At 70.7% G+C, this 26,549-nt stretch carries 20 protein-coding genes; 4 read left to right on the top strand and 16 right to left on the bottom strand.

Features of this window, described 5'->3' with window-relative positions:
• Positions 1-3: 3 nt before the first annotated feature.
• The 11 genes from glgX to ABD346_RS02095 all read right to left on the bottom strand — a co-directional run bounded on the left by glgX (position 4) and on the right by ABD346_RS02095 (position 13,385).
• Positions 4-2,139: a glycogen debranching protein GlgX gene (gene glgX / locus ABD346_RS02145; protein ID WP_344371005.1), complete on the bottom strand. Its 2,136-nt coding sequence runs from the start codon at positions 2,137-2,139 to the stop codon at positions 4-6.
• Positions 2,136-2,477: an STAS domain-containing protein gene (locus ABD346_RS02140; protein ID WP_344371003.1), complete on the bottom strand. Its 342-nt coding sequence runs from the start codon at positions 2,475-2,477 to the stop codon at positions 2,136-2,138. Before ABD346_RS02140 ends, glgX begins: the two co-directional genes overlap by 4 nt.
• Entirely contained in the window at positions 2,474-4,321 is a 1,848-nt protein-coding gene (locus ABD346_RS02135) for an AGE family epimerase/isomerase (RefSeq protein WP_344371001.1), read from the bottom strand. The genes ABD346_RS02140 and ABD346_RS02135 overlap by 4 nt, the downstream gene beginning before the upstream one ends.
• 4 nt (positions 4,322-4,325) lie before the next feature.
• Positions 4,326-4,925 (bottom strand): DJ-1/PfpI family protein, encoded by a 600-nt coding sequence (locus ABD346_RS02130; RefSeq protein ID WP_344371000.1) that lies wholly within the window; start codon positions 4,923-4,925, stop codon positions 4,326-4,328.
• Positions 4,918-6,564 carry a thiamine pyrophosphate-binding protein gene (locus tag ABD346_RS02125; RefSeq protein ID WP_344370999.1) on the bottom strand — a complete coding sequence of 549 codons (1,647 nt, stop codon included), beginning with the start codon at positions 6,562-6,564 and terminating at the stop codon, positions 4,918-4,920. The genes ABD346_RS02130 and ABD346_RS02125 overlap by 8 nt, the downstream gene beginning before the upstream one ends.
• Before the next feature lie 75 nt (positions 6,565-6,639).
• On the bottom strand, positions 6,640-7,476 hold the full coding sequence (locus ABD346_RS02120) for a type 1 glutamine amidotransferase domain-containing protein (protein WP_344370997.1): 837 nt from the start codon (positions 7,474-7,476) through the stop codon (positions 6,640-6,642).
• A gap of 86 nt (positions 7,477-7,562) precedes the next feature.
• Entirely contained in the window at positions 7,563-8,261 is a 699-nt protein-coding gene (locus tag ABD346_RS02115; RefSeq protein ID WP_344370995.1) for an EthD domain-containing protein, read from the bottom strand.
• A gap of 177 nt (positions 8,262-8,438) precedes the next feature.
• Positions 8,439-9,860, bottom strand: a complete 1,422-nt coding sequence (locus ABD346_RS02110) for a maltokinase N-terminal cap-like domain-containing protein (RefSeq protein WP_344370993.1) — start codon at positions 9,858-9,860, stop codon at positions 8,439-8,441.
• 11 nt (positions 9,861-9,871) lie between these two features.
• Positions 9,872-11,071, bottom strand: coding sequence for an IS701 family transposase (locus ABD346_RS02105; protein WP_425582937.1), 1,200 nt, complete (start codon positions 11,069-11,071; stop codon positions 9,872-9,874).
• Positions 11,072-11,338: 267 nt separating this feature from the next.
• Entirely contained in the window at positions 11,339-12,043 is a 705-nt protein-coding gene (locus tag ABD346_RS02100; protein WP_344370990.1) for an SDR family oxidoreductase, read from the bottom strand.
• Positions 12,044-12,065: 22 nt separating this feature from the next.
• Entirely contained in the window at positions 12,066-13,385 is a 1,320-nt protein-coding gene (locus ABD346_RS02095; protein WP_344370989.1) for a sugar phosphate nucleotidyltransferase, read from the bottom strand.
• 568 nt (positions 13,386-13,953) lie between these two features.
• Between ABD346_RS02095 and ABD346_RS02090 the strand changes: the two genes are divergently transcribed.
• The 3 genes from ABD346_RS02090 (at position 13,954) to ABD346_RS02080 (ending at position 16,714) form a co-directional block, all read left to right on the top strand.
• Positions 13,954-14,790 (top strand): LuxR C-terminal-related transcriptional regulator, encoded by an 837-nt coding sequence (locus ABD346_RS02090; protein WP_344370987.1) that lies wholly within the window; start codon positions 13,954-13,956, stop codon positions 14,788-14,790.
• A gap of 84 nt (positions 14,791-14,874) precedes the next feature.
• The gene (locus tag ABD346_RS02085) at positions 14,875-15,786 is read left to right on the top strand and encodes an LLM class flavin-dependent oxidoreductase (RefSeq protein ID WP_344370986.1); all 912 of its coding nucleotides are present in this window, start codon (positions 14,875-14,877) and stop codon (positions 15,784-15,786) included.
• Positions 15,787-15,826: 40 nt separating this feature from the next.
• A complete protein-coding gene (locus ABD346_RS02080) occupies positions 15,827-16,714 on the top strand; it encodes an HAD-IIB family hydrolase (protein ID WP_344371208.1) in 888 nt (295 codons plus the stop codon).
• A 111-nt stretch (positions 16,715-16,825) separates the two neighbouring features.
• Here ABD346_RS02080 and ABD346_RS02075 read toward each other — a convergent pair whose 3' ends face one another.
• From ABD346_RS02075 to ABD346_RS02060, 4 genes are all read right to left on the bottom strand, one after another.
• The gene (locus ABD346_RS02075) at positions 16,826-18,583 is read right to left on the bottom strand and encodes a GAF domain-containing sensor histidine kinase (RefSeq protein ID WP_344370984.1); all 1,758 of its coding nucleotides are present in this window, start codon (positions 18,581-18,583) and stop codon (positions 16,826-16,828) included.
• Between the two features lie 19 nt (positions 18,584-18,602).
• Positions 18,603-22,124 carry a thiol reductant ABC exporter subunit CydD gene (gene cydD, locus ABD346_RS02070; RefSeq protein ID WP_344370982.1) on the bottom strand — a complete coding sequence of 1,174 codons (3,522 nt, stop codon included), beginning with the start codon at positions 22,122-22,124 and terminating at the stop codon, positions 18,603-18,605.
• Positions 22,125-22,208: 84 nt separating this feature from the next.
• Complete coding sequence (gene cydB, locus ABD346_RS02065) at positions 22,209-23,210, bottom strand: cytochrome d ubiquinol oxidase subunit II (RefSeq protein WP_344370979.1); 1,002 nt, start codon at positions 23,208-23,210, stop codon at positions 22,209-22,211.
• Positions 23,211-23,228: 18 nt separating this feature from the next.
• Positions 23,229-24,737 carry a cytochrome ubiquinol oxidase subunit I gene (locus ABD346_RS02060; RefSeq protein ID WP_344370978.1) on the bottom strand — a complete coding sequence of 503 codons (1,509 nt, stop codon included), beginning with the start codon at positions 24,735-24,737 and terminating at the stop codon, positions 23,229-23,231.
• A 231-nt stretch (positions 24,738-24,968) separates the two neighbouring features.
• On the opposite strand from ABD346_RS02060, the gene ABD346_RS02055 reads away from it, so the two are divergent.
• Complete coding sequence (locus tag ABD346_RS02055; RefSeq protein WP_344370976.1) at positions 24,969-25,349, top strand: cyclophilin-like fold protein; 381 nt, start codon at positions 24,969-24,971, stop codon at positions 25,347-25,349.
• Between the two features lie 80 nt (positions 25,350-25,429).
• Here the strand turns inward: ABD346_RS02055 and hisC are convergent, their stop codons facing one another.
• Positions 25,430-26,509 carry a histidinol-phosphate transaminase gene (hisC, locus tag ABD346_RS02050; RefSeq protein WP_344370974.1) on the bottom strand — a complete coding sequence of 360 codons (1,080 nt, stop codon included), beginning with the start codon at positions 26,507-26,509 and terminating at the stop codon, positions 25,430-25,432.
• Between the last annotated feature and the right edge of the window lie 40 nt (positions 26,510-26,549).

Here is a 26,549-nt window from a genome sequence, read left to right as displayed (position 1 = left end):
GACTCAGTGGCCGTCGGCCGGGCGGCCGACGAGGATCACCACGGAGTGCGGGGCGAGGTGGTGGTGGCCGGGCCTGCGCAGCGGGGGTTCGGCGCCGGTGGGGTGCACGGACGGTGCGGCGGTGTCCGCGGCCAGGTGCCAGGTGTGCCCGTCGGGCAGCGCCGGGAGCTCCAGGTCGTGGGCCTCCCAGTGGGCGTTGATCCCGACGTAGATGTGGTCGTCGGTGACGCTGCCGCCCTTGGCGTGGCGCCCGCAGCGCAGCATGCCGAGCACCCGGCTGTGCGCCTCCCAGTCCGGCTGCCAGGCCCGTACCCCGTGCCAGCTCACCTCGGGAAGGCCGCTGCCGACCCGGTCGGTGCCGAGCGGGTGCTCGGCGCCGCGCAGGACCGGGTGGGCGTGCCGGAAGGCGATCAGGGCGCGGGTGAAGTCGAGCAGCTCGGCGTTGGCCTCCACAAGTCCCCAGTCGAACCAGGACAGTTCGTTGTCCTGGCAGTACGTGTTGTTGTTGCCGAGCTGGGTGCGGCCCACCTCGTCCCCGGCCAGGATCATCGGCACGCCCTGGCTGGTGAGGAGGATCGCCAGCATGTTCTTCATCTGGCGCAGCCGCAGCTCGCGCACGTGCGCGGAGGCGCTCGGCCCCTCCTCGCCGCAGTTCCAGCTGTGGTTGTCGTCGCCGCCGTCGTTGTTGCCCTCGCCGTTGGCCTCGTTGTGCTTGTGGTTGTACGAGACCAGGTCGTTCAGGGTGAATCCGTCGTGCGCGGTGACGAAGTTGACCGACGCGGTGGAGGTGCGGCCCCGGTACAGGTCGGGCGAGCCGGCGAGGCGGGTGGCGAGTTCCCCGATGAGTCCGGGCTCGCCCTTGATGAAGCGCCGTACCGTGTCGCGGTACTTGCCGTTCCACTCCGACCAGCGGCCGTAGTTGGGGAAGTGGCCGACCTGGTAGAGCCCGGCCGCGTCCCACGCCTCGGCCACCAGCTTGGTGTGCCGCAGCACCGGGTCGTGGGCGAGCGCTTCGAGCAGCGGCGGGTTGGGCAGCGGGGTGCCGTCGGGCGCCCGGTCGAGGATCGCCGCCAGGTCGAAGCGGAACCCGTCGATGTGGTACTCGGCGACCCAGTGCCGCAGGCACGAGAGCACGAAGTCGCGCACCACGGGGTGGTTGCAGTTGACCGTGTTCCCGGTGCCGCTGAAGTTGTAGTACTCGCCCTGCGGCGTGAGCATGTAGTACGTCGCGTTGTCGAGCCCGCGGAACGAGATCGTCGGCCCGTGCTCGTTGCCCTCGGCGGTGTGGTTGAAGACGACGTCGAGCATCACCTCGATGCCGGCCCGGTGCAGGTCCTTCACCAGCGTCTTGAACTCGTCGGCCTGCATCCCGAACCGCCCGGTCGCCGCGTAGCCGGCCTTCGGCGCGAAGAACGAGACGGTGTTGTAGCCCCAGTAGTTGTGCAGCCGCTCCCCGGTCACCGGGTTGCTGCGCGGGTTGTCGAGCTCGTCGAACTCGAAGACCGGAAGCAGCTCGACGCAGTTGACCCCGAGGTCCTTCAGATACGGGATCTTCTCGCGCAGTCCGGCGTACGTGCCCGGGGCCGCCACCCCCGAGGAGGGGTGGCGGGTGAAGCCGCGCAGATGGGTCTCGTAGATGACGAGGTCCTCGGTGGGGATGCGCAGCGGGATGTCGTCGCCCCAGTCGAAGTCGTCGTCCACCACCCGGGAGCGGTAGGGGTAGACGTCGTCCCAGTCCGGCTCGGCGCCCCACACGTCCCGGCCGGAGATCAGCCGCGCGTACGGGTCGCTGAGCACCCGGCGCCGGTCGAAGCGGTCGCCGGCCGCCGGGTCGAAGGGGCCGTCCGCGCGGAATCCGTACTCCAGGTCCTCCACGTCGAGCCCGAACACGGTCATCGCGTACACGCTGCCGATGCGGAACTCGGGCGGGAACGGCAGCTCGGCCACCGGGCGCTCGCCGCCCGCCGCGAAGAGCACCAGGCTCATCGCGGTGGCCCGGTCGGAATAGACCGAGAAGTTGACCCCGCCCGGCACCGGGACGGCGCCATACGGGAAGGGCCGGCCCGCCCGGACCCGGTGGTCGCCGATCAGTCGGGTGGGGAACGCGTCGACGCGTTCGCGGCTGTCCTGGGTCGTCATCCGCCGGCCCGCTCCAGTTCGGCGTCCAGGTCCTCGGCGATCTTGAAGAAGTCGAGGAACCCGGTGGCGCTCATCACGAAGCGCACCTCCTCCGAGAGCCCGGCGAGCACGATCCTCGCCTCGGCCTGCTGGGCGTGCCGGTGGACGATCAAGAGGGTGCGCAGGCCCGCGCTGGAGACGTAGCTGACGCCGGTCAGGTCGATGAGGACCTGGGAGTGGTCGCGTACATAGGGAAGGAGCTGGGCCTGGAGGCCGCCGGAGGTGGTCGAGTTGATCTCTCCGTCGAGCGTGACCACGGTGGTGTCGCCCACGGTCCGCGAGCCCACCTTCACCGTCATCGGGTCAGCTCCAGGGCAGTGGCGGCGGCCAGGCGCACCTTGACCTTGACCCGGCCCGAGGTCTCGGGCAGGCGCACGGTCAGGGCCTCGGCGTCGAAGTCGGTGTGCGGCTCGTCCTCGATCTCCACCGACTCGATGCGCACCGAGCCGGCCGGCAGCAGATCGGGGGCGACGCGCAGCACACGGTCGGTGACGAGCGCCGGGTCGGGCTTGAACCAGAAGTCCATCGCCTTCCCGTTGACCAGCAGGTTGTTGTAGACCGCGGCCAGGTAGCAGAGCTCGGCCGAGTGGTACATGGACATCGAGTGGCTGCCCTTGAGCCGCTCGACGCCGAGCAGGTACGGCATGCCGTCGGCGAGGGTGTTGAAGTAGACGGCGCCCTCGTCGTGGTCGAGGAAGAAGGCGTTGTAGAACGCCTGCGCCGAGCGCGCCTCGCCCCGGAAGGCCTCGCGGCCGGTGGTGCCGGCCAGGATCAGATAGGCGAGGATCGCCTGCTCCTGCTGCCACCAGGCCTTGCGGTCGTGCCAGGCGAAGCGGAACTGGTCCTCGCCGTCGGCCTTGAGCCGCTCCACCACGTCGTACCAGCCGCCGCGCTGCCGGTCGCCGCCGGCCTCCGGCATGGTCTCGCCGATCGCGGCGGCCGTCTGGAGGTAGCTGTCCTTGGCCCGCAGCGAGTGCATCCGCATCAGGTTCCAGGCGATCTTCAGGTTGTGCCCGACGACCGCGCGGTTCTGCTGCCAGCCGTGCGTGGTGTCGTGCGACCAGTCCTTGTGGAACCGCTCCTGCACGAACGGGCTGTTCTTCGGGTCGGGGAAGTGCTCGACGATGGTGTCGAAGGTGTACTCCAGCATGTCGGCGTACTTCTGGTCGCCGGTCGCCAGATACAGGTTGATCAGGTACGCCGGGGCGTGGTCGCCCACCGAGTTCCAGTTCTTGCGGGCCTTGTTGGGGCCGAGCGAGTCGTGCTCGGGGCTCAGCAGGATCGGGTCGATGTGCGAGAAGTAGCCGCCGTTCTCGGGGTCCAGGTAGAACCGGTCGAAGAGGCGGATGGTGGCGTCGGCGTCGGCCTTGATGCGCGGGTCGCCGGTGACGCGGTAGGTCTGCACCGGGCCGGCCAGCGCGTAGATCTGCTCGTACATCGGCAGCGCGTCGTAGTCGTCGGAGAACTCCGAGGTGAACAGCTTCTTCTCGGTGTCCCCGTCGACCTTGAGGCCGTGGTACCAGTACGTGACGTTCTCGTCGGTGTCGACGAAGCGCATGTGCTCGCGCAGGTACTCGGTGCCGCGCTCGGCTATCTCCAGGTACTCGTCCTCGCCGGTCATCAGGAACGCCGAGGCCATGCCGTACACCAGGCGGGAGATGGTGTCGGTCTCCTGGACGTGGCTTGCCGTCTTCTCACCGCCGAGCCGGATCTCCGTGCGGTAGTTCGAGAAGTCGACGGGCCCGTCGCCGAACTGGGCCTTGCGGTAGAAGCCGGCGATCTCCTCGATCTGCCGGACCCACCACTTCTCCTCCTCGAAGCGGTAGTCGTCGCCGCCGCGCCCCACGAACACCAGCCGCTTGGCCTCGAACCGGGCGCCCTCACCGTGCGGGTAGAACACGCCGTACGCGAAGACGAAGGTGCCCTCGGTGAGGAGCTCGTCGATGTGGCCCGAGGCGTCCTGGTACGGCTCGCCCAGGTTGTGCAGGAGTTCGGCGCTGGGGCCGCCGGTCAGGTCGACCGTGAAGAGGCGGCCGTCGGCGGTGGCCACGGTGAAGCGGCCGGCCTCGCGGTCGTGGCCGGTGACCCGGCCCGCGATGGTGTCGGAGAACGTGAAGTTCACCGGGTTGGACGTGGCGGACATGCCCTCACGCTCCTCGCAGCACTAGCTCGTCGATGATGGTTCTGGCAAACAGATGGCAGTGGTCGCCGGTGCGGGCGGTGACCAGGTCTCCGTCCACGACCACGTCCTGGTCGACGTAGGAGGCGCCCATGTTGCGCACGTCGCCGATCAGGTTGTTGTGGCAGACGACCTTGCGGCCGCGCACCGCGTACGGGATGGAGGCGGCCAGCCACATGCCGTGGCAGATGATCCCCTTGACCAGGCCCGACCGGGTGAACGCCCGCCTCAACAGGTCGGTGGCGGGCGCCAGTCGGTCGATGTCCTCGGTGTAGCGCAGCCGGTCGGCGACCATGCCGGACGGCACGATCAGCGCGCTGTACTCGCGCAGCCGCCGGTCGTCCAGGTCCTCAAGGCTGCGGCTGACCTCCAGCGGGGCCCGGTACTCGTGACCGCTGAAGGTGATCGACTTCTGGCCCCACAGCCGGGTCACGAAGTCGACGCGGGCGCCTTCCTCCGCGAACCTGCGCTGGTAGTACGCCATTTCGGGCTCGTAGAAGTCGCTCTCGGCCAGGATCGCGATCCGCTTGCCGGTCAGGACGCCCTCGCGGGCCGGTATGTCAGCCACGGCTCTCCTCCCCGCCGGTGCGCAGGTCGATCAGGAACGGCTTGTCGTCGGCGAGCATCCGCTTGACCGCCTCGGCCACCTGGTCGGGGCGCTCCACGCGCATCGCCTCCACGCCGTAGCCGCGGGCGATGTCGGTGAAGCCGAGCTCGGGGTGGGACAGGTCGAAGGGCTTCGGGTGCGCGTGCTCCTCGATGCCGCGCTCGCGCCAGTACTGCTCGATGTTGAGGTCGAGCAGCTTGTAGCTCCGGTTGTTGCAGACCACGAACTTGGCGCCGACGGTGTAGCGGACGGCCGTGTACAGCGCCTGGATGGTGTACATCGAGCCGCCGTCGCCGGTGAAGCCGATGACGGTCTTGTCCGGGTGGGCCAGCTTGATGCCGATCGCGCCGGGGATGCCGACGCCGAGCGAGCCGCCGCGGGTGGAGAACCAGTGGCCGGGGAAACGTCCGGGCAGGTGCTCGTTCAGCGGTCCCGCCGAGGTCAGCGCCTCGTCGAAGACCATCACGTCCTCGGGCACCCGGGCGGCCAGCTCGCGCAGGAAGTGGTGGAGCAGCCCGCCGTCGTCGGGCACCTCGGTGACCTGGGCCGCGCGGGCCGCGTCCAGGCGGGCCGCCGCCGCTGCCCGGTCCTCGTCGGTGAGGACCCGCTCCAGCCGCTCGCCGAGTGCTGCGAGCGTCTCCTTGGGGTCGGCGACCAGGCCGAGCGTCACGGGGTGGTTCTTCGCGATCTCGTACCCGTCGAGGTCGATGTGCACGATCTTCGCGTCCGGGTGGAAGGGGTTCTCCAGCTGGGGGAACACCTCCGGGAAGAGGTACGTGCCGACCACGAGCACCGCGTCGGCCTCGGCCACCCGCGCCGCGCTGACCTCGCCGAACATGTGCCCCAACTGCCCCTGGTACAACGGGTGCCGGGCGTCGAGGTTCACCTCGGAGTAGTCCACACCCCAGATGGGAGCGCCCAGCTGCTCGGCGACCCGCGTCAGTTCGGCCTGGCCGCCGGAGGCCGAGACGCCGTCGCCCACCAGGACGAGCGGGCGCTCGGCGCCGGCGAGGAGCCCGGCGGCCTGCTCCACCAGGCCCGGCACCGGCACGCTGGCGGTGCTGAGGAACGTGGAGGGGATCACCGGCTCGGAGTTCAGCTCGTCGAGGACGTCGAGCGGAAGGGAGACGAAGACCGGGCCGCGCGGCGGCGTCATCGCGATCTTCATCGCGCGGCGCAGCACGCGGAGCACCGAGTCCCGGTCGGTGACGCGGGTCGCGTACTTGGTGACGGGCTCGGCCATGGCGACCAGGTCGGCCGCCATCTGCGCGTCCATCGACTCGTACTTGACGCCCGCCTCGCCCGCGATGACCAGGATCGGCGAGTGGCCCCGCTTGGCCTGGTAGAGCATGCCGATCGCGTTGCCGAGACCGACCCCGCTGTGCAGCTGGAGCAGCGCGGGGCGGCCCGTCGCGCGGGCGTAGCCGTCCGCGATGCCGGCGGCCACCGTCTCCTGGAGCGTCAGGATGTACTGGAGGTCCTCGTAGTTCTCCAGCTCGTCCAGGAAGCCCTGCTCCACCGTGCCCGGATTTCCGAACATGTAGGGAATTCCGTCAGCGAGGAATTGCTCGATGATCGCCGCATTGCCCTGCCTGGCCATGTCTTCCTTCTCTCGGTACCGGTGATCCAGAATGGGGAGCCGGACATCGGCGATCCGGCCCCGGTTCGCGGCGTACTACCAGCCGTAGCGGCGCAGCCCGTCCTCCAGGACTTCCACGACCTTTTCACCGGTGAGATACGAATCCGGCGTGGAACGGCCCGTGATGAACGGGTAGTCCACGATCACCGAGGTCTCCTTGCCGAAATTCCCGATGTATGCGCCGTCGGGTCCGGTCGCGTCGCGCAGGATGTATTCCAGCGGGTACGGCGGCGGACCGATCACGAAGTCGGTGCCGAGGAATCCGGTGCCGTCCTTGTAGTCGTACTCCTTGCAGTGACCGGTGACGCGCTTGCCCCAGATGATCGACTTGCGGTCCTCCCAGTCGCGCGCGAACGCGAGGGGTGCCACCCCGTAGCACTCGGCGGCGATCGGCTTGCCGGCCCGCAGGAAGGCGAGGACCAGCTGGTGCACCCGCTCGTTGTTGGCGAGGTCCACGATCGGCCCGGAGCCGCCGACGATCAGCAGCGCGTCGTAGTCCTCCAGCTCCTGCTCGACGACGCCGACCGCGCGGTGGTAGGCCTCCAGCTTGCGCAGGTAGTCGTCGTCCGCGGTGTACGGGCGCTCGGGCACCCAGCGCGAGATGTCCAGCGGGTCGTCCAGGCGGTCCGACTCGTCCAGCGCCCTGGTCGCCTTCGCGACGCTCTCGGAGGTGACCGAGCGGCCCAGCGGCGGGTCGACGTAGCCCGGGTCCATGGACGGCGGCAGGGCGTGCGCCCGCCGGCCGGTCGGCGTCGCGAAGACGACGTCGTAGCCCCGCTGGTCGAAATGGTGCAGGGGGCCGACGAGCTCCTCGCCCCAGTAGCCGTACTCCGACAGGATCACGAGGATCTTCTTGGCGTTCCTTCTGGCCACGCCAGCTCCTTCGGGTTGGGGTTCAGGGTTGCCGGCCGCGCCCCGTGCCGCGAGGACACGGCCGCGCAGCCGCCGCACGAGCCGGATCAGCGGGCCTCGGGGCCGATGATCCAGTTCTCCTTCGTGGTGAGGGAGAAGACGTACTTGGGGTCGGCGATCTCGTCGCGGGCGCCCTGCACGATCTCCGCGAAGTAGGCAGAGCCCAGCGCCTCCTCGGCCGCCGCGACGTCGTCGAACCACAGCTGCTCGACGCTGTCGAAGGACGCCTCGCCGAAGACGTACGCGCCGTCCACGGTGTGCGCGTGCAGATAGCGGCGCAGGCCCGGGATGCCGCTGACGGCGGTGGCGTAGCCGTCCAGGGTCTGCTTGCGGTAGTCGTCGAGGGCCAGGCCTGCACGGCGCTTGAGCAGCACGGTCACCTTCACGCCGCCGATGTCGGGCCCGTCGCCGGGGACGACCTCGTGCGCGGTGGTGTCGATGACCAGGGTCTGCCAGAACGCGGCCCACTTCGGCTCGTCCAGGCGGGCGCCGAGCAGGAACTCGTCGGTCTGGATCGAGGCCAGCTGCTCCTCGCCGTTGGCCAGCCAGATCTCCGCGATGCCCTGGTGCGGCAGCCGCGGCTGCCCCTGGTCGGTGCCCGACTCCACCCGGGTGTCGATGAGGTACTTGCGGATCTGCGGAATCTTCACCGCGTAGTTCACCGCATGCACATTGACCCAGTAGTCCTGGAATTCCTGCGCGGTCATACCCGGCTTGGGCGCCGCGAGAATGAATTGGTGAATCACCGAATGCTCCTGTTCCGCCGCACGCCACGGACGTGCGGTCCGAAAGTGAACTCATTCATCATGTCCAGGCCGTCGGGGCCCGGGCAAAGGAAGTCCGCCGACTTCCTGAACTAACCTCGACCGAAAGGGATTTCACTCCTCATGCGAGGGGAAATGGCCGTGTCCCCGTACGGGATTTCAGACGGCGGCCCGCCGGGACGCGGCGAGCCTGCGGACCGCGGCCATCGGGATGGGCAGCCACGCGGGCCGGTTGCGGGCCTCGTACAGCGCCTCGTACACGGCCTTGTCCGCCTCGAAGGCGCGCAGCAGGACCGGGCGGCAGCGCGGGTCGCAGCCGCCGGCCGCGGTGTAGCCCTCGCTGAACGCCCGCCGGTTGTGCACCGCCCACGCCGAGGCGCGGCGCGCCTGCCGGGTGGCCCGTGGGTCGCCGGTCCTGCGCTCGCCCGGCGGCACGCCGAGCACCTCGGCCAGCGCGTGGTGCGCGGCGTAGTCGAAGGACCGCAGCATGGCCGCCACGTCGCGCAGCGGCGGCTGCGGCACCGCGCGCGCCGCCGCGCCGCCGCCCGGCTCGCCCTCGAAGTCGATGAGCACCCAGCCGTGCCCGGCGCGCAGCGCCTGGCCCAGGTGCAGATCGCCGTGGACGCGCTGGGCGAGCAGCGGGTTGCCGCGCCGGGCGACCTCCGCCACGTCCTGGTAGAGGGCGCCCAACTGCCGGGTGTACGGACGGAGTTCGGGCACCTGGGCAGCGGCGGTGGCGAGCCGTTCGGCGAGGCCGTCGACGAGGGCGGTCACCCCGGCGGCGGAGATCTCGGCCGTGGGGAGCTGCCCGGCGAGCGCCCGGTGGACCCCGGCGGTGGCGAGGCCGAGTGCCCGCGCCTCCTCGGTGAAGGCGCCGAGCGGGGCGACGGGCCCGTCAGCGTTCTCGACGTTCTTGACGCACGCGCGGGCGTCCGCGAGGGCCAGCGCCCAGCCGTCTCCCCGGGACGGCACGAACTCCTGGAGGATGCCGAGGACCAGCTCCTCCTGCCCGGCCGTGGTGCTCAGCCAGCCGAGCGGGGCGGCGCTCGCCACCCCTTCCGCGCGACCGAGCGCGGTGAGCATCTCCAGCTCGTGGGAGACGCCGGGCACCGGCCGGCGCAGCACCTTGAGCATCATGCCCTCGCCGTAGACGACGCCGGTGTTGCTCTGCTCGGCGCCGAGGGGGCGGGCGGGCAGGCCCCGGGGAATGCGGGCGCCGGGCACCCGGTGGAAGGCGATCCCGTCGCGCCGCCCGCCCTCGGCGATCAGCTCCGCGAGGCGGCCCATCAACACGGCGTCGCCGGTGGCCTCGTACAGGATCAGGGAGCCGGCCCGGCCGACCACGTCCTGGCCGGGCGGCGCGCTGGTGGCCGCGCCGAGCAGCAGCTGGTGCAGCTCGCCGGGGCCGGTGCGCACGAGGACCTGGAGCAGCGCCGGGTCGCCGGGCGACAGCACGCTCACCGGTCCCGGTTCCACCGGCGCGGGGGCGCGGCCCTTGCCCGCGAACCAGCGCCGGGTCGGCAGCCACGCGGGCAGCAGGCGCTTCAACTCCCCTGCCATTTCAGCCGTGTTGATGATCATCGGGGCCGTGGTCACGCCGCAAGCCCGGTGGTCCGCGACAGGCCGATCCCGACCGGCGCCGCGGCCGCCCGCTCCCCGGCCCGCGAGGTGCGGCCGAGCACGGTGAGCGCGTGGGCGAGCGAGACCATCGTCATGTGGTGGTGCCAGCCCCGGTAGGAGCGGCCCTCGAAGTCCCTGAGGCCCAGCGGGTCGGCCACCTCCGCGAGGTCCCGTTCGACCCGGCGGGTGAGCATCGCGGTGCGGTAGGCGGTGCCCAGCTGCGAGGGGGGCAGGTTGGTCACCCAGAACTCGCCGGGCTGCCGCTCCTTCGCGCCGGTCCAGGCGCCGAGCAGCGAGAGCCTGGGCGCCTCGGGGCGCTCCTGGCTTCCGCGCAGCCGCACCGGGACCGAGCCGACCTGGTTCGCCCGCACCTCGTCGGTTCGGTGGTCCAGCCACTCCACCGGCACGCTGCGCCGGCTGAGCGCGGCCACCAGAGAGTCGGGCCCCTGGGCGTCGGCCCGGGTGAGCGGGGCGAGCCCCATGTCCATCGCGGTGAACGGCCGCCACGGGTCGACCCGTACGACGAACGGCACCTGGAGGTCCACGAGCTGTGCGCAGACCGGGTAGGGGTCGGTCTCGCCGAGGTCCATCACCACCGGCCGCCCGGGCAGCCCCCAGCCGTCCGCGATGGCCGCGACCGAGCCGACCGCGCACTGCTCGGGCGGGCAGGCCCGTACCCCGTCCGGGATGGAGGCGCGCTTGCGGGCGAGCGGCTCGCGCACCCAGGCATCGGGCAGCGAGAGGCGCCAGTCCACCGGACAGGCCAGCTCGTCCGAGGCGAGCCACACCCCGATGCTGCGCTGGCAGTTGAGGACCCGGCCGGCGCTCGGCACGAACTGGCGCTGCACCCCCACCGAGTGGTCGCCGGCCTTGGCGACGTCCAGGGCGTGCACCACCCAGGCGCGGGGCGCCGCAGCCCGCTGCACCAGCCGGGCCAGCTCCTGGCGCACCGGGCGGGACTCCCAGGGGGACTTGCTGATGAACTGGTAGAGGCTCTGCTCGATCCCGCCGCCCGCGCGGTGGGCCAGCGCCCTCATGGTCTTCTTGCCGTCGACCTCCAGGAGGCCGCGTACGTACACCTCGCCCCAGCGGCGCTGGTCGCTGCGGGGAATGGACTTGAGCGTGGCGGACAGGAAATCGGTGACGGCCGTGTGGGACGCGCCGCCGGGCATGCCTCGCTGACGGTCCAGGGTCATGACCGGGCCCTCTCGGTAGAGAATTCTGGTGAACTCGGCGTGCGGAGCGAGGAGTCGACGCTCGAACGGCACGGCGGAGCATCGGGGCGGGCGGGGCCGGGCGCGGGGCAACGGCCCCGGCCCCGCCCGCTCCGGTGGAACCCGCCGGCAGCGGGGGATACGGCCGGCGGGCGTGGAAGCGAGGCGAGCGGTCGGGTGACTCGCCACGCTGTCTTGGGGGTTGAGCAGCCCCGGGTGTGCGCGCTACGCGCGGTCGATGACCCGGTCCGGGGCGAGCCGGGCGAACAGCGTGGGCCAGTCGGCGGAGGCCGCGCCGGGTTCGTTGTAGAGCTCGAAGGTGCGGCCCACGGCCGACGGCGCGCGCAGCGCGTGCACGCACGCCTCGGCGACGGCGTCCCGCGAGACCCAGCCGCTGCCGCGGTCGTCCTGTTCGAGGCGGACCCGTGCGCCGGCCGGCTCGTCGTCGGTGAGCCAGCTGGGCCGGATCACGGTGTAGGGCAGCGTCGAGGTGCGCACCGCGTCCTCGCCGCGCAGCCGCCAGTCGAGCAGCCTGCCGTACGCGTTCATCGGGTGGTGGCGCCGGGTCACGAAGATCTGGCTGACCAGCACGAAGTGGGGCCGCAGCCCGTATTCGCCGGCCGCGGCGAGCACGTTGCGCACGCCGTCGTACATGGTGGTCTCGGGGCTGTCGGGGCCGGAGTCGGCGGTGCCCGGCTCGACGCTGAACACGATGCCGGTGCAGTCGCGCAGCGCCTGCCCGAGCGTCGCCGCGTACCGCACGTCCGCGCGGTGCAGCTCGGCGCCGGGGGCGATCCGGTTCGCGTTGCGGGCCGGGTCGCGGCTCACGACGCGCACCTGTGCGCCCTGGTCGAGGAGGTGCCGGGTGACCCGTGAACCGAGCCTGCCCGCACCTCCGATCACTGCTATCGGGCCGTACAAGACACTCACCCTCCAAGGGGTCGGGTGGCCGTCACACCCAGCGCAGGATGTCCTCGGCACTCGTGAGTTCGGTCTCGGATGGCACCCCGGTCAGCGCGGGCACCCGCAGCCTCGGGTAGACGGTCACCCCGTAGAAGCGGGAGCCGGGCCAGAGCACCGCGCCGTCCCCGACGGCGGAGAAGCCCTCCAGGCGCAACGGACGCGCCCGGTCGGAGCCGGCCTCCACCATCGGGCCGACGTAGGAGTCAAAGACGTCGGCGTACGCGCCGATGAGCGCGGACTCGCCGACCGCGGAGCGGACCAGGGTGCTGCCCTCGCGGATCTCGGCCCCGTCGCCGATGTCCACGTTCTCCAGGCGCACGCCCGGCCCGATCTCCACGTCGCGTCCGATGCGCACCCCCGGCCCGACCACCACGCTGCCGCTCCGCAGCTTTTCGGCGAGCGTGGTGCCGGTGTCGTCGTCCTTGATGCGCAGACTGCTCTCATGGATCCAGCGCCGGGAAGCGGCGTCGTCGGGAGCGTCCATGAGCTCGTTCATCTGCCGGTACTCCCCGTTGAGCACCAGCCGTACGGTCTCCAGGTAGTCCGGCACGTTGCCCAGGTCCCCGAGGCGTCCGATGGCGTGCGTGGCCACCGGCATTCCCCGCGTCGCGAGCCAGGGCAGCAGGTCGCCGCCCCAGTCGAGGCGCTGGTGGGACTGGCGGAACAGTCCCGGCTCGCGCGCCAGGAGCCGGAGCCGGCCGCAGTCCACCAGGTACATTCCGGCGTTGGTCGGCAGCGTGCGCCGCGGATCGTCGGCCGTCGACGGAAACAACTCGGCGAGGCGCTCGGGGCCGGGCTTCTCCACGAAACCCTGGACCAGCCCGTCGGGGCCGGTCCGCATCACGCCGTACTTCCCGGTGATCTCGGCGGCGGTGCGCGCCACCGAGGCGACCGTCACCAGGGCGTCGTGCTCCCGGTGCGTGCGTTCCATGGCGGTGAGGTCGAAGTCGAAGAGGGAGTCGACGGGGAGCACCAGGGCCTGTCCCTGAAGGTCCCATTGCTCCAGATTGTGCAGCGTGGCCCCCGCGGAGCCGACGTTGTAGCGGTCGAACCGGGAGCGCGAGTAGGAAATCGAGACTCCGTAACGCTCTCCGTGGCCCAGCAGCAGCTTGATCTGGTTCCGGTTCTCCAGACCCTGCGTCACCACGTAGAAGCGCCGAATTCCTTGCTCTCTACACGCTTCAAGCACCCATTCGACGAGCCGGCGTCCAACAAATGGGATTAGCGCCTTGCTCCTGATGTAGTCCGTCGACTTCAAAGTGATGGGCTTGGCGCGCTCCCCACGCCCGCCGGCCAGGATGATCCCCACGGTCTCACTATGTGAACTCACCGCTCCCCCTAGGAGTTGTGCCCTCTGAATCGCTCGTCAGGCGTGGCGAAACCGGTCCTGAAGTCGGTCCCGCCGGTCGGGTCAGCCCCAGCCGTGGTCGTCGGGGCTGGCCGTGGGGGCCGGAACCCCGGGCGCCCCGGCCGTCGGCGCGTTCCGGCCAGTCTTTGCATTCGCGGACGCACCGGAAATCATCACGCTCTGTACACCGAAAGCGAGAACCACCGCGCTCGCGGCGAGAGCGATGCCGCGAAGACCTGCTCTGGAATTTCTCATGGTCCCTCCAAAATCAGCTGGATCTGTGCGTTGTGCTTTGCCTCGAGAATCTTCCCGTACTCCCCTGCGGAATTTGCCGCTCGGTATCATCGTGATCACGCAATGCTGAAACTTGAAGGGGGGGCAAATGTGCCGAGAATCGGACATTCGCTATCAAGATGAGTTGTACGAGCTATGTGATGTGGGGCTGTCCGTCTATCGCCAGGCCCTGGCCAATGGTCATGTTGATGGTGAAATGCCGGAATGCCTCTCCCGTCTGGGTCTGCTCCAGCCGTTGGCCGAAAACCCTTCGGTCTGCCGTCCCGTTCCCCCCGACGTGGCGGCGAGCGAGCTGTGTCTGCCTCTTGAACAGTCCGTGTTCGTCCAGCAGCAGGCCATCGCCACCCTCCGTGGCGCGATCGCGCCCGCCGAGGACATCTACCGCGAGGAGCTGCGCGAATCCGCCTCGTCCGTGCGGCTGCTGCACGGGGCCGAGGTCGTGGAGGGTGCCCTGCGCCGGGCCGCCGATGCCTGCGTCGCGGAGACCCTGACCGCCCAGCCCGGCGGCGGGCGGGACGTGGACCTCCTGGAGCGGGCCCTGCCGCGCGCCCTCGAACTCAACCGGCGCGGCGTCAAGCAGCGCACGCTCTACCAGCACACCGTGCGCAGCCACGGCCCGACGCTCTCCTACATAGAGCAGGTGGCCATGGTCGGCGCGGAGGTGCGCACGCTGGACGACCTCTTCGACCGGCTGATCATCTTCGACCGAACCACGGCCTTCATCCCGGACCCCCGCCACGAGTCACGGGCGGCGGCCCTGGTCATCGAGCACCCGGCGATCGTCCACTACCTGGCCCAGGTCTTCGACCACGCGTGGCGCAGGGCCGAGCCGGTCGCGATCACCGAGTACCAGGTCCGCCCCCCGCTGCTCACCGAGGAGACGCGCCACGCGGTGCTGCGCCTGATGGTCGCGGGCCACACCGACGCCGCGATCGCCAAGCGGCTCGGGATGAGCACCCGCACGGTCTCCACCCACATCAAGAAGTCCTCCGAGCTGTTCAACAGCCACAGCCGGGCCCAGCTCGCCTATCTGCTGGCCCAGTCGGGAACCCTGGAGGACATCCCCCTCTGACCGCCGACCCGGCCTCCCCCCACGCCGGGCCCGCCCCGAGCTCCCACGGCCGCGGCCGCACCCGCCCGCCGTAAGCTCTGAGGCATGAGTCTGCGCCTGAGCACCGTGATCCTGCCGGTACGCCGTTGGTCCGAAGGGGGCCGCGAGCAGTGGCATCACGCGGAGGCCCTGGGCTTCCACACCGCGTACACCTATGACCACCTGTCCTGGCGCACCTTCCGCGACGGCCCCTGGTTCGGCGCGGTCCCCACGCTGACCGCCGCTGCCGCCGCAACCGAGACACTGCGGCTCGGCACGCTCGTCACCTCCCCCAACTTCCGGCACCCGGTGACGCTGGCCAAGGACCTCATCTCGCTCGACGACGTCTCCGGCGGGCGCATCACCCTGGGCATCGGCGCCGGAGGCAACGGCTTCGACGCCTCGACGCTGCTCATGGGCGGCGAGGAGCCCTGGACGCCGCGCGAACGGGCGGACCGCTTCGGGGAGTTCGTGCCCCTGCTCGACCGCCTGCTCACCGAGGACTCGGTCACGCACGACGGAACGTTCTACTCCGCGAACGAGGCCCGGAACATCCCCGGCTGCGTACAGCGGCCGAGGCTGCCGTTCGCGGTGGCCGGCAACGGCCCGCGCGGCATGAAGCTGGCCGCCCGGTACGGGCAGGCCTGGGTGACCACGGGCGACCCCAAGATCTTCGAGACGGGTACGCCCGCCGAGTCGCGCGAGGCGATCCGGGGCCAGATCGAGAAGCTCGGCAAGGCGTGCGCGGAGCTCGGGCGCGACGTGGCCGGCCTGGACAAGATCCTCCTCACGGGCTTCACCCCGGACCGCAACCAGCCGCTGGACTCCCTCGACGCCTTCGTGGACTTCGCAGGCCGGCACGCGGAGCTGGGCATCACCGAGATCGTCATCCACGCCCCGATCCCCGACTCGGACTTCGCCACCGACCAGGCCGTCTTCGAGAAGATCGCCACCGAGGCACTCGCCCAGCTGCGCTGACCTCTCAAATGTGCGCCCTCTCGCACGCCCGTGCGCCTGTATACGGGACAATGGGCCGGTGACCTCTGCTACGGATCCCGCCCCGGCCGCCCGCCCCGTACCGACCGCGCCGCGGCTCATCGCGACCGACCTGGACGGCACCCTGCTGCGTGACGACAAGTCCGTCTCGGACCGGACGGTCGCGGCCCTGGCCGCCGCCGAGGAGGCGGGCATCGAGGTCTTCTTCGTCACCGGGCGCCCGGCCCGCTGGATGGACGTCGTCAGCGCCCATGTGCACGGCCACGGCCTGGCCATCTGCGGCAACGGCGCGGCCGTCGTCGATCTGCACGGCGACAGCGACGGCCACCGTTTCGTGAAGGTGCGGCCGCTGGAGCGGGCGGCCGCCCTCGACGTCGTCACCCTGCTGCGGGCGGCCGTGCCCGGCACGTCCTTCGCGGTCGAGCGCACCCGCGGCTTCCACCACGAACTCGCCTATCCGCCCATGCACTTCGACCCGGCGGCGAGCATCGCGCCCGCCGAGAAGCTACTGGCCGAGGACTCCGACGCGGCGGGCCAGCCAGTGCTCAAGGTGCTCGCGTTCCACCCCGAACTGGCCCCGGACGACTTCCTCGCGCTGGCCCGCACGGCGGTCGGGGCGCGCGCCGAGATCACCCGGTCCAGCCCGACCGCGCTCCTGGAGATCAGCGGCGCGGGCGTCTCGAAGGCCTCCACGCTGGCCCTGTGCTGCGCCGAGCGCGGCATCTCGCCCGCCGAGGTGGTGGCTTTCGGGGACATGCCGAACGACATGGAGATGCTGAGCTGGGCCGGCACGTCGTACGCCATGGGCAACGCCCACCCCGACGTCCTGGCCACCGCCTCCGGACGTACGGTCGCCAACAACGAGGACGGCGTGGCGGTCGTGATCGAGCAGATCCTCAAGACGCTCTGAGGGCTTTCGGGTACGGGCCGGACCGGCTTGGACGGTGTGGTTTCACGTGAAACACCCGCCGGCTGCGCGACGATCCGATCCGGCCCTGCCCCACCGGCCTGCCCCGGCTGATCAGAGCGGTGCTTCCCAGAAGACGGTCGTGCCGCCTCCGCCGTCGCCGAGCCCGGGGCCGTAGGAGCTCGATCCGCCCAGCGCCTCCGCACGCCGCTGAAGGTTGCGCAGTCCGCTGCGGCGGCCGCCCGGGGGGATCCCGACCCCGTTGTCCGCGACGGTCAGGCGCACACCCGCGCTGCCGTCCGGCAGTTGCGCCGTGGCGTCGACGACGACCTCGATCCGGGACGCCTCGGCGTGCCGGAAGGCGTTCGAGAGCGCCTCGCGCAGTGCCGCGATCAGGTTCTTGCCGGTCAGCTCGCCGACCAGGGTGTCGACGGCGCCGAGGAAGCGGTGGGCCGGCTTGAAGCCGAGCGGCACGGCGGCCATGTTGATCTCCCGCAGGACGCGCGTGCGGAGTCCGGAGGGCGCCTCGGCCGGGCCCTGCTGGAGCGCGAAGATCGCGGTGCGGATCTCCTGGATGGTGACGTCGAGTTCGTCGACCGCCTTGCCTATGCCGCCCTGCACCTCGGGCACGACGGACTTGCGCTGGGCTCCCTCCAGCATCATCCCGGTGGCGAAGAGGCGCTGGATGACCAGGTCGTGCAGGTCGCGGGCGATCCGGTCGCGGTCCTCGTACACCGCGAGCCGCTCCCGGTCCCGCTGTGCCTCGGCCATCATCAGAGCGAGCGCGGCCTGCGAGGCGAACTGGCTGGCCAGCGTCCGCTCCGCCTCGGTGAAGGCACGCCCGCCGCGCACCCGTGGCGTGGCGAGAGCGCCGAGGACCCGGCCGCCGCTCTGCAACGGAAGCAGCATGCTCGGCCCGTACAGCTCCGACAGCTTGGTGATCATGCGGGGGTCGGTGGCGGCGTCGTCCACGAAGACCGCCTCGCCCTCGAGGAGCGTCGAGACGACCGGGCTCTCCGGCGGGATCACCACGCCGAGCGCGACGCGCGGGTTGTCGGCGGACACCGCGACGATCTCCAGGCCGCCCTCATCGGCGGGCAGCAGCACGATGCCGGCGTCGGAGATGGCGAGATGGCGGGCCTGTTCGGCGACGACCTCCAGGGCGTCGTCCGCGTCGCCTCCCGAAAGAAGGGCCGTGGTGACGGCGACCGAGCCGTCGATCCAGCGTTCGCGCTGGCGCGCCGCCTCGTAGAGCCGCGCGTTGCCGATGGCGATCCCGGCCTCCGTGGCGAGGACCCGCACCATGTGCAGGTCGTAGTCGTTGAACTCGCCCCCGTTGTGCTTCTCGGTCAGATAGAGATTGCCGAAGATCTCGCCCTGGACGCGGATGGGGACGCCGAGGAAGGTGCGCATCGGCGGATGGTTCGGCGGGAGCCCGGCCGAGCGCGGATCGGCCGAGATCTCGGCGAGCCGCAGCGGCTCGGGGTGGTGGATCAGCCAGCCGAGCAGCCCGCGGTGGCCGTCCGGCCGGTGCCCGATCGCGCGGGCCACTTCGTCGCTGACGCCGTACGTCACGAAATCCGAGAGCCCCTGGCCCTCCTCGTTGACGACGCCGATCGCCGCGTACCGGGCGTCGGCGAGCTCGGCCGCCGTCTCGCAGATCCGGTCCAGCGTGGAGTGCAGCTCAAGGCCCGTCCCCACCGAACGCATCGCCTCCAGGAGCTGCGGCACCCGCGCGGTCAGCTCGGTGGACAGGCCCTGCAGGCTGCGCGTGGCCCGGGTCGCCGCTTCGAGCGGATCCTGGCCCTGGTGGTCCAGGTCCTTGACGTCCTGGTGACCCGTGGGTCTTTTCGGCACTGGCGGCACTGGCATGCCTTGAGACTAGTTAGTCCTATTTGGCGGGGAAAGTCGGGTACTGCGTGGCCTCGGTCTCGCGCTCCCTCTCCAGCATGCGCCGCAGGGGGCCGTCCACCAGCGCCAGATCTTCATATGCGCCGCGCTGCACGGTGCGCCCCTCGTCGAGGACCACCACTTCGTCGACGGCTTCGAGGCCTCGCAACCGGTGCGTGATCAGGACGGTCGTTCGGCCTTCGGTGGCATCGAGCAGGTCCGCGGTGAGCGCGTCGGCGGTCGCCAGGTCCAGGTGCTCGGCCGGTTCGTCCAGGACGAGGACCGGGAAGTCGGCGAGCAGGGCCCGGGCCAGCGCGAGCCGCTGGTGCTGCCCGCCGGACAGCCGGGCGCCGTGCTCACCCACGAGGGTGTCGAGGCCGTCGGGCAGCCCGTCGACCCAGTCCAGCAGCCGGGCCCGTTCCAGGGCGGAGCGCAGGTCGTCGTCGGTGGCGTCGGTGCGGGCGAGCCGCAGGTTCTCCCGTACGGAGCTGTCGAAGAGGTGCGCGTCCTGGGCACACAGGCCCACGAGCCTGCGCACGTCGTCGCCGCTGTGCCGGGTCGCATCGCTCCCGGCGATCTCGTACGCACCCTCCTTGGCGTCCAGGAACCGGAGCAGCACCTGCGCGAGGGTGGTCTTGCCGGATCCGGAGGCGCCGACGACGGCGACCCGCATGCCCTCGGTGAGGCGCAGCCCGAAGTCGTGCAACGCGTCCCGCTCCTGCCCGGCGTACCGGGCGCCGATCCCGCGCAGCTCCAGCGGGAACGGCGAGCCGGGCGCGGCGGCGGGCGCTTGTGGCTCCTGTACGGGGGCCGGCGCGTCGAGCACCTCGTAGACGCGCTCGGCGCTGCGCCGGACCCGCTGGCGGGACTGCACGGCGAGCGGCAGCCCGGTCACGGCCTCGAAGGCGGCGAGCGGAACCAGAACGACCACCGCGAGCTCGACCCCGTCGAGGCGCCCGGCGACAACCGCCTGCACCCCGACCCATGCGGCGGCGGCCACGGTGAGTCCGCAGATCAGCGCGGAGAGGCCGCCGCCGAGCGCGGTGGCGGCGGCGCCCCGCGAGGCGATCCGGGTCAGTACCGAGTCGGCGTCCTTCACGTCGCGGGTGCGGCGGCCGAGGGCTCCCGCCACGGTCAGCTCGCCTGTTCCGGTGAGCAGATCGGCCACCCGGGTGGCGAGCACCCCGCGGGCCGGGGCGAGCTGACGCTCGGCCCGCCGCGCCAGGGCCCCGCTGACGACCGGGACCACGACCCCGGCGACGAGGAGTCCGGCGGCGAGCACGGCACCCGCTTCGGGCAGCAGCCATGCGGTGAACCCGGCGCTCAGCACGGACACGACGACGGCGACCCCGGCCGGCAGAGCCCAGCGCAGCCAGTAGTCCTGGAGTTCGTCCACATCGGCGACGAGGCGGGACAACAGGTCGCCGCGCCGGGTCTCGCGCAGTCCTGCGGGAGCGATCCGCTCCAGCTGCCGGTATACGGCGACCCGCAGTTCGGCGAGCATCCGCAGCACGGCGTCGTGCGAGACGAGGCGCTCGGCGTAGCGGAACACGGCGCGGCCGATCCCGAAGGCGCGGGTCGCGGTGACGGCCACCATCAGATAGAGCACGGGCGGCTGTTGCGAGGCCCGCGAGATGAGCCAGCCGGAGGTGGCCATGAGGCCCACGGCCGAGCCGAGCGCCAGTGCGCCGAGCAGCAGCGCGAGCGCGATGCGGCCGCGCAGCCCACGGGCGGCGGCACGGACCCGGGCGAGCGGATTCCGGGCAGCGGCCGGGGCTCCTGGAGCGCCCGCCTCCAAGGCTTCAACAGGCGCCGCTGCCTTGCCCGTTGGGGAAGCCACAGACTCTCGTCGGACTGGGACGCGGGCCAGCGTCTCGGCGGGCCGCAGCTCCACCACCCGGTCCGCGACGGCGAGCAGCGCCGGGCGGTGCACGACGAGCAGGACCGTACGGCCCACCGCCAGTCTGCGCACCGCATCGACGATGCCGGCCTCGGTCTCGCCGTCGAGCGCGGCCGTCGGCTCGTCGAGCAGCAGCACCGGCCGGTCGGCCAGGAAGGCGCGGGCCAGCGCGAGGCGTTGGCGCTGTCCGGCCGAGAGGCCCGCGCCGCCCTCGCCCAGCACCGTGGCCATGCCGTTCGGCAGCGCGGACACGAAGTCGTGCGCGCCCGCATCACGCAGCGCGTCGAGCACGGCCGCGTCGTCGGCGTCCGGCCGGGCGAGACGGACGTTCTCCGCGATCGTTCCGGCGAAGAGGTGCGGCCGCTGCGGCACCCAGGCGATCCGCTCGCGCCAGTCGGCCGGGGACAGCGTGGCGAGATCGGCGCCGGAGACCAGGACCCGGCCGCCGTCCTGCGGATTCACGAAGCCGAGTACCGCGTTGAGGAGCGTGGACTTTCCGACGCCGCTCGGCCCGGTCAGCGCCACGGTCTCGCCCGGCTCCACCACCAGGGAGGTGGGCGCCAAGGAGGCCTCCGTGCGCCCGGGGTGGCGCACCGTCACGCCGTCGAGCTCGATACGGACCGGGCCCGCGGGCATCTTGCCCATGCCGTCCTCGGGCAGCGGGGTCTCCAGGACCTCGAAGATCTCCTCGGCGGCCGAGAGCCCCTCCGCCGCCGCGTGGTACTGGGCGCCGACCTGGCGCAACGGCAGATAGGCCTCGGGAGCAAGGATCAGGATGACCAGACCCGTGTAGAGACCGAGGTCGCCGTGTACCAGGCGCATGCCGATGCCGACCGCGACCAGCGCCACCGAGATCGTCGCGAGCAGTTCGAGGGCGAAGGACGAGATGAAGGCGATCCGCAGGGTCTTCAGCGTCGCCCTGCGGTAGTCCGAGGTGATCGTCCTGATCGCTTCGGCCTGCGCCTTGGCCCGGCCGAACACCTTCAGCGTCGGCAGCCCGGCGACCACGTCGAGGAAGTGCCCCGAGAGCCGGGACAGCAGCCGCCACTGACGGTCCATCTGCGACTGGGTGGCCCAGCCGATGAGCACCATGAACAGCGGGATGAGGGGCAGGGTGACGACGATGGTCGCCGCCGACACCCAGTCCTCGGTGACGATCCGCGCGAGCACCGCCACCGGCACCACGATGGCGAGACCGAGTTGCGGCAGATAACGCGCGAAGTAGTCGTCGAGGGCGTCGACCCCCCGGGTGGCGAGCGCGACGAGTGAACCCGTGCGCTGACCGCTCAGCCACTCGGGGCCGAGCCCGGCGGCCCGCTCCAGGAGCCGGCCCCGCAGCTCCGACTTGACCGCCGCGCTCGCCCTGTTGGCGGCGAGCTCGGTGAGCCAGGAGACCAGAGCCCGCCCGACCGCGACCGCCGCGAGGAACAGCAGCGGCGTCCGCAGTCCGGCCGCGTCGTGGCCGTGCTGGAACGCCCCTACGACGACGTCGGCGATGAGCATCGCCTGGGCGACGATCAGCCCCGCCCCGACCAGGCCGAGGGCCACCACGGCCGCCAGGAAGAAGCGGGTGGCGCGGGCGTACCGGAGTAGACGCGGGTCGATCGGTTTCACGTGAAACATCCCCCAACCGGAAGGATCAGAGCGGGGCCGGAGGGGTGTGTTTCACGTGAAACACACCCCCGTTGAGCCATGAGGGCCTCAGGGTCAGTGCGCGTCGGCGATGTTCTTGGTGCCGATCCGCTTGCGGAACACCCAGTAGGTCCAGCCCTGGTAGAGCATCACGATCGGGGTCGCGACCCCCGCACACCAGGTCATGATCTTCAGCGTGTACGGGCTGGACGAGGCGTTGGTGACCGTGAGGTTCCAGGCGTCGTTCAGCGAGGACGGCATGACGTTCGGGAAGAGCGCCAGGAAGAGCATCGCCACCGCGGCCGCGATCGTGATGCCCGACAGCGCGAACGACCAGCCCTCGCGCCCGATCTTGATGGCCACGATCGCCCCGACCAGCGCGAGTACGGCGACGGCCATCGCGACCAGGCTCTTCGTGTCACCGCGCGAGGCCTGGGTCCAGATCAGGAATCCGAGCGCGAGCACGGCCGTCGCCAGACCCAGCTTGAGCGCCAGCGCCCTCGACCGCTCGCGGATGTCGCCGAGCGTCTTGAGCGAGGCGAACACCGCGCCGTGGAAGGTGAAGAGGAAGAGCGTGACCAGGCCGCCCAGGATCGCGTACGGGTTGAGCAGGTCCCAGAAGGTGCCCACGTACTCCTTGTGCGCGTCGATCTTCACCCCGCGCACGATGTTGGCGAAGGCCACGCCCCAGAGGAACGCCGGAATGAGCGAGGTCCAGAAGATGGCCTGCTCCCAGTTGCGCTGCCACTTCTCCTCCGGCCGCTTCGCCCGGTATTCGAAGGCGACACCGCGGACGATCAGGCAGACCAGGATGATCAGCAGCGGCAGATAGAAGCCCGAGAAGAGCGTCGCGTACCACTCGGGGAAGGCGGCGAAGGTCGCGCCGCCGGCCGTGAGCAGCCACACCTCGTTGCCGTCCCAGACGGGTCCGATGGTGTTGATCAGGACGCGCTTCTCGGTGCGGTCCCTGGCCAGCAGCTTGGTCAGAATGCCGATCCCGAAGTCGAATCCCTCCAGGAAGAAGTAGCCGATCCACAGGACGGCGATGAGTACGAACCAGACGTCGTGGAGTTCCATGCCTCGATCTCCTCAGCCTCAGTACGAGAAGGCCATCGGCCGGTCGGGGTCGCGGTCGTCCCCGCCGATCTTGGTGGGCGGGTTGAGGTCGGCCTCGGTGAGCTCGGGCGGCCCGGCCTTGACGTACTTGACGAGCAGCTTGACCTCGACCACCGCGAGTACGGCATACAGCAGCGTGAAGACGATCATCGAGGTGAGGACCTCGCCCTGCGAGACGCTGGGGGAGACCGCGTCCTTGGTGCGCAGCACGCCGTACACGACCCAGGGCTGGCGGCCCATCTCGGTGAAGATCCAGCCCCACGAATTGGCGATCAGCGGGAAGCCGAGCGTCCAGACGGCGGCGAACCAGTACCACTTGGTCAGGCGGGTGCCGAGTGCCGTGTTCTTGAAGAGCACCAGGTTCGGCACTTCGTCCTCACCGGTCCGCATCGCCGGCGCCAGCATGAACTTCTTGCGGGTGAGCCAGAGTCCGGCCAGGCCGATGGCGAAGGACGTCATGCCGAAGCCGATCATCCAGCGGAAGCCCCAGAAGGTGACCGGGATGTTGGGCCGGTAGTCGCCGGGCCCGAACTTCTCCTGCTCCGCCTTGTTCACGTCGTTGATGCCGGGGACGTACGAGGAGAAGTTGCTGTCGGCGAGGAAGGACAGCACTCCGGGCACCGAGATCTCGACGTCGTTGTGGCCCTTGGCCACGTCGCCGACGGCGAAGATCGAGAACGGTGCGGAGTTCTGGCCGTCCCACAGGGCCTCGGCGGCGGCCATCTTCATCGGCTGCTGCTTGAACATGACCTTGCCGAGCGAGTCTCCGCTGACGGCCGTGAGCAGGCCTCCTATCACCAGCGTGACCAGGCCGAGCCGCAGCGACGTACGCATCACCGGGATGTGCTTCTTGCGCCGCAGGTGGATGGCGGCGACGCCGACCATGAACGCGCCACCGGTGAGGAAGGCCGCGGTGAGCGTGTGGAAGACGACGACGAGCGTGGTGTCCTGCGTCAGGACGTGCCAGAAGTCGGTGAGCTCGGCGCGCCCGGTGGCCTTGTTGAGCTTGTAGCCGACCGGGTGCTGCATCCAGGAGTTGGCCGCCAGGATGAAGTAGGCGGACAGCATGGTGCCGATGGAGACCATCCAGATGCAGGCGCAGTGGATCTTCTTCGGCAGCTTGTCCCAGCCGAAGATCCACAGCCCGATGAAGGTCGACTCGAAGAAGAAGGCGATGAGCGCTTCGAAGGCCAGCGGGGCACCGAAGACGTCGCCGACGAACCTTGAGTAGTCGGACCAGTTCATGCCGAACTGGAATTCCTGGACGATGCCCGTGACCACACCCATCGCGATGTTGATCAGGAAGAGCTTGCCCCAGAACTTGGTCGCCTTGAGGTACTTCTCCTTGCCCGTTCGCACCCAGGCGGTCTCCAGGCCCGCGACAAGCGCCGCGAGCGAGATCGTCAGGGGGACGAAAAGGAAGTGGTAGACGGTGGTGATACCGAACTGCCATCGCGCCAGGGTTTCCGGCGCCAGAGCCAGGTCCACGTCGGCACTCTCCTTACATCGCCGTGGTCACAGCCGCAGCCTGCCCGTTCAATCCCACCGATTCCGGGATGAACCGGCGAGCTTGTGAACGCGTTCACATTCACAAGCATTATGTCGCACGGACTGTCGACCCCCTCCAGGGGGGTCCCCTTTAAGGCGGGGTCGGGCTCCGGCGAGCGGACATGGACACCCTCTTCCCAAGACTTTCAACATATTGTTGAATTCGGCGCCATGGAGAACCAGCTGCGCATTCGTATCTCATGGCCCGCGGGCAGCCTCACCGCGACACTCGAAGAAACCCCCACGAGCAAGGCGCTCGCGGGGGCACTCCCGATCATCTCCACCGCCCACACCTGGGGCGAGGAGGTCTACTTCGACACCCCCGTCTCCCCCGCCCGGGAGGCGGATGCCCGCCAGGTGGTGGAGCCGGGGACGGTGGCGTTCTGGACCGACGGCGACGCGCTCGCGCTCCCCTACGGCCCCACACCGATCTCGCGCGGCGACGAATGCCGGCTCGCGAGCCCGTGCAACGTCCTCGGCCGGATCGACGGCGACCCCCGGCTGCTCGCCACGGTCCGCTCCGGCGACCCGATCCGGGTCGACGCCATCTAGACGCCATCCAGACGCTGTCCGGGACGCCCTTCGGGGTGCCTTCCCCGGCACCCCTCCGAGCCGTCTTCCCGGGTGACACCTCAGGCCTGCTTGCGGAAGCCCTCCGCGACCTTGAGGAACAGGTCGTTGGCCTCGCTCTCGCCGATCGTGACGCGCACGCCCTCGCCCGCGAACGGCCGGACCACCACACCCGCCACCTCGCACGCCGCCGCGAAGTCGACCGTGCGCTCCCCAAGACGCAGCCAGACGAAGTTCGCCTGCGTCTCCGGCACGGTCCAGCCCTGCTGCACCAGGCCCTCGTACACGCGCTCCCGCTCGCAGACCAACGATCCGACGCGGCCCATCAGTTCGTCCTCGGCGCGCAGCGAGGCGACCGCCGCGTCCTGGGCCAGCTGGCTGACGCCGAACGGCACGGCCGTCTTGCGCAGCGCCGCCGCGACCGGCTCATGGGCCACCGCGAAGCCGACCCGCAGCCCGGCGAGCCCGTACGCCTTGGAAAAGGTGCGCAGCACGGCCACGTTGGGCCGGTCACGGTAGATCTCGATGCCGTCCGGCACCTCGGTGTCGCGGATGAACTCCCGGTACGCCTCGTCGAGCACCACCAGGACATCGGAGGGCACCCGGTCCAGGAACCGCTCCAGCTCGGCCCGGCGCACCACGGTGCCGGTCGGGTTGTTCGGGTTGCAGACGAAGATCAGCCGGGTCCGGTCGGTGATCGCCTCGGCCATCGCGTCAAGGTCGTGCACGTCGCCGGGGGTCAGCGGCACCCGGACGGACGTGGCTCCACTGATCTGGGTGATGATCGGGTACGCCTCGAAGGAGCGCCAGGCGTACATGACCTCGTCACCGGGGCCGGAGGTCGACTGGATCAGCGACTGGGCCACGCCCACCGAGCCCGTGCCGGTGGCCAGGTGCGTCAGGGGAACCCCGAAACGCTCGGCCAGCTCGTTCATCAATCCGGTGCACGCCATGTCCGGATAGCGGTTGAAGTTCCCCGCGGCCGCCATCGCGCTCTCCATCACGCCGGGGAGCGGCGGGTACGGGTTCTCGTTCGAGGAGAGCTTGTAGGCGACCGGGCCGTCGGACGCCGCGGGCTTGCCGGGCTTGTAGGTGGGGATGCCGTCCAGCTCGGCGCGCAGCTTGGGGCTCGTCTCGCTCACCGCAGGTCCTCCTCGACCGTTCCGTGCCGGTGTGGTGCCC

This window comes from Streptomyces mauvecolor (assembly GCF_039532965.1).
GTDB lineage: Bacteria > Actinomycetota > Actinomycetes > Streptomycetales > Streptomycetaceae > Streptomyces > Streptomyces violascens.
This window is presented reverse-complemented; position numbering and strand designations above follow the sequence as displayed.

Excerpts from the sequence above, each read along its gene's own strand:
- ABD346_RS02085 (WP_344370986.1), top strand. The coding sequence starts at position 14,875 with ATGAGTCTGCGCCTGAGCACCGTGATCCTGCCGGTACGCCGTTGGTCC.
- ABD346_RS02075 (WP_344370984.1), bottom strand. The coding sequence starts at position 18,583 with ATGCCAGTGCCGCCAGTGCCGAAAAGACCCACGGGTCACCAGGACGTC.
- cydD (WP_344370982.1), bottom strand. The coding sequence starts at position 22,124 with ATGTTTCACGTGAAACCGATCGACCCGCGTCTACTCCGGTACGCCCGC.
- glgX (WP_344371005.1), bottom strand. The coding sequence starts at position 2,139 with ATGACGACCCAGGACAGCCGCGAACGCGTCGACGCGTTCCCCACCCGA.
- ABD346_RS02125 (WP_344370999.1), bottom strand. The coding sequence starts at position 6,564 with ATGGCCAGGCAGGGCAATGCGGCGATCATCGAGCAATTCCTCGCTGAC.
- ABD346_RS02055 (WP_344370976.1), top strand. The coding sequence starts at position 24,969 with ATGGAGAACCAGCTGCGCATTCGTATCTCATGGCCCGCGGGCAGCCTC.
- ABD346_RS02110 (WP_344370993.1), bottom strand. The coding sequence starts at position 9,860 with ATGATCATCAACACGGCTGAAATGGCAGGGGAGTTGAAGCGCCTGCTG.
- ABD346_RS02140 (WP_344371003.1), bottom strand. The coding sequence starts at position 2,477 with ATGACGGTGAAGGTGGGCTCGCGGACCGTGGGCGACACCACCGTGGTC.
- ABD346_RS02135 (WP_344371001.1), bottom strand. The coding sequence starts at position 4,321 with ATGTCCGCCACGTCCAACCCGGTGAACTTCACGTTCTCCGACACCATC.
- ABD346_RS02105 (WP_425582937.1), bottom strand. The coding sequence starts at position 11,071 with ATGCCCGGCGGCGCGTCCCACACGGCCGTCACCGATTTCCTGTCCGCC.
- cydB (WP_344370979.1), bottom strand. The coding sequence starts at position 23,210 with ATGGAACTCCACGACGTCTGGTTCGTACTCATCGCCGTCCTGTGGATC.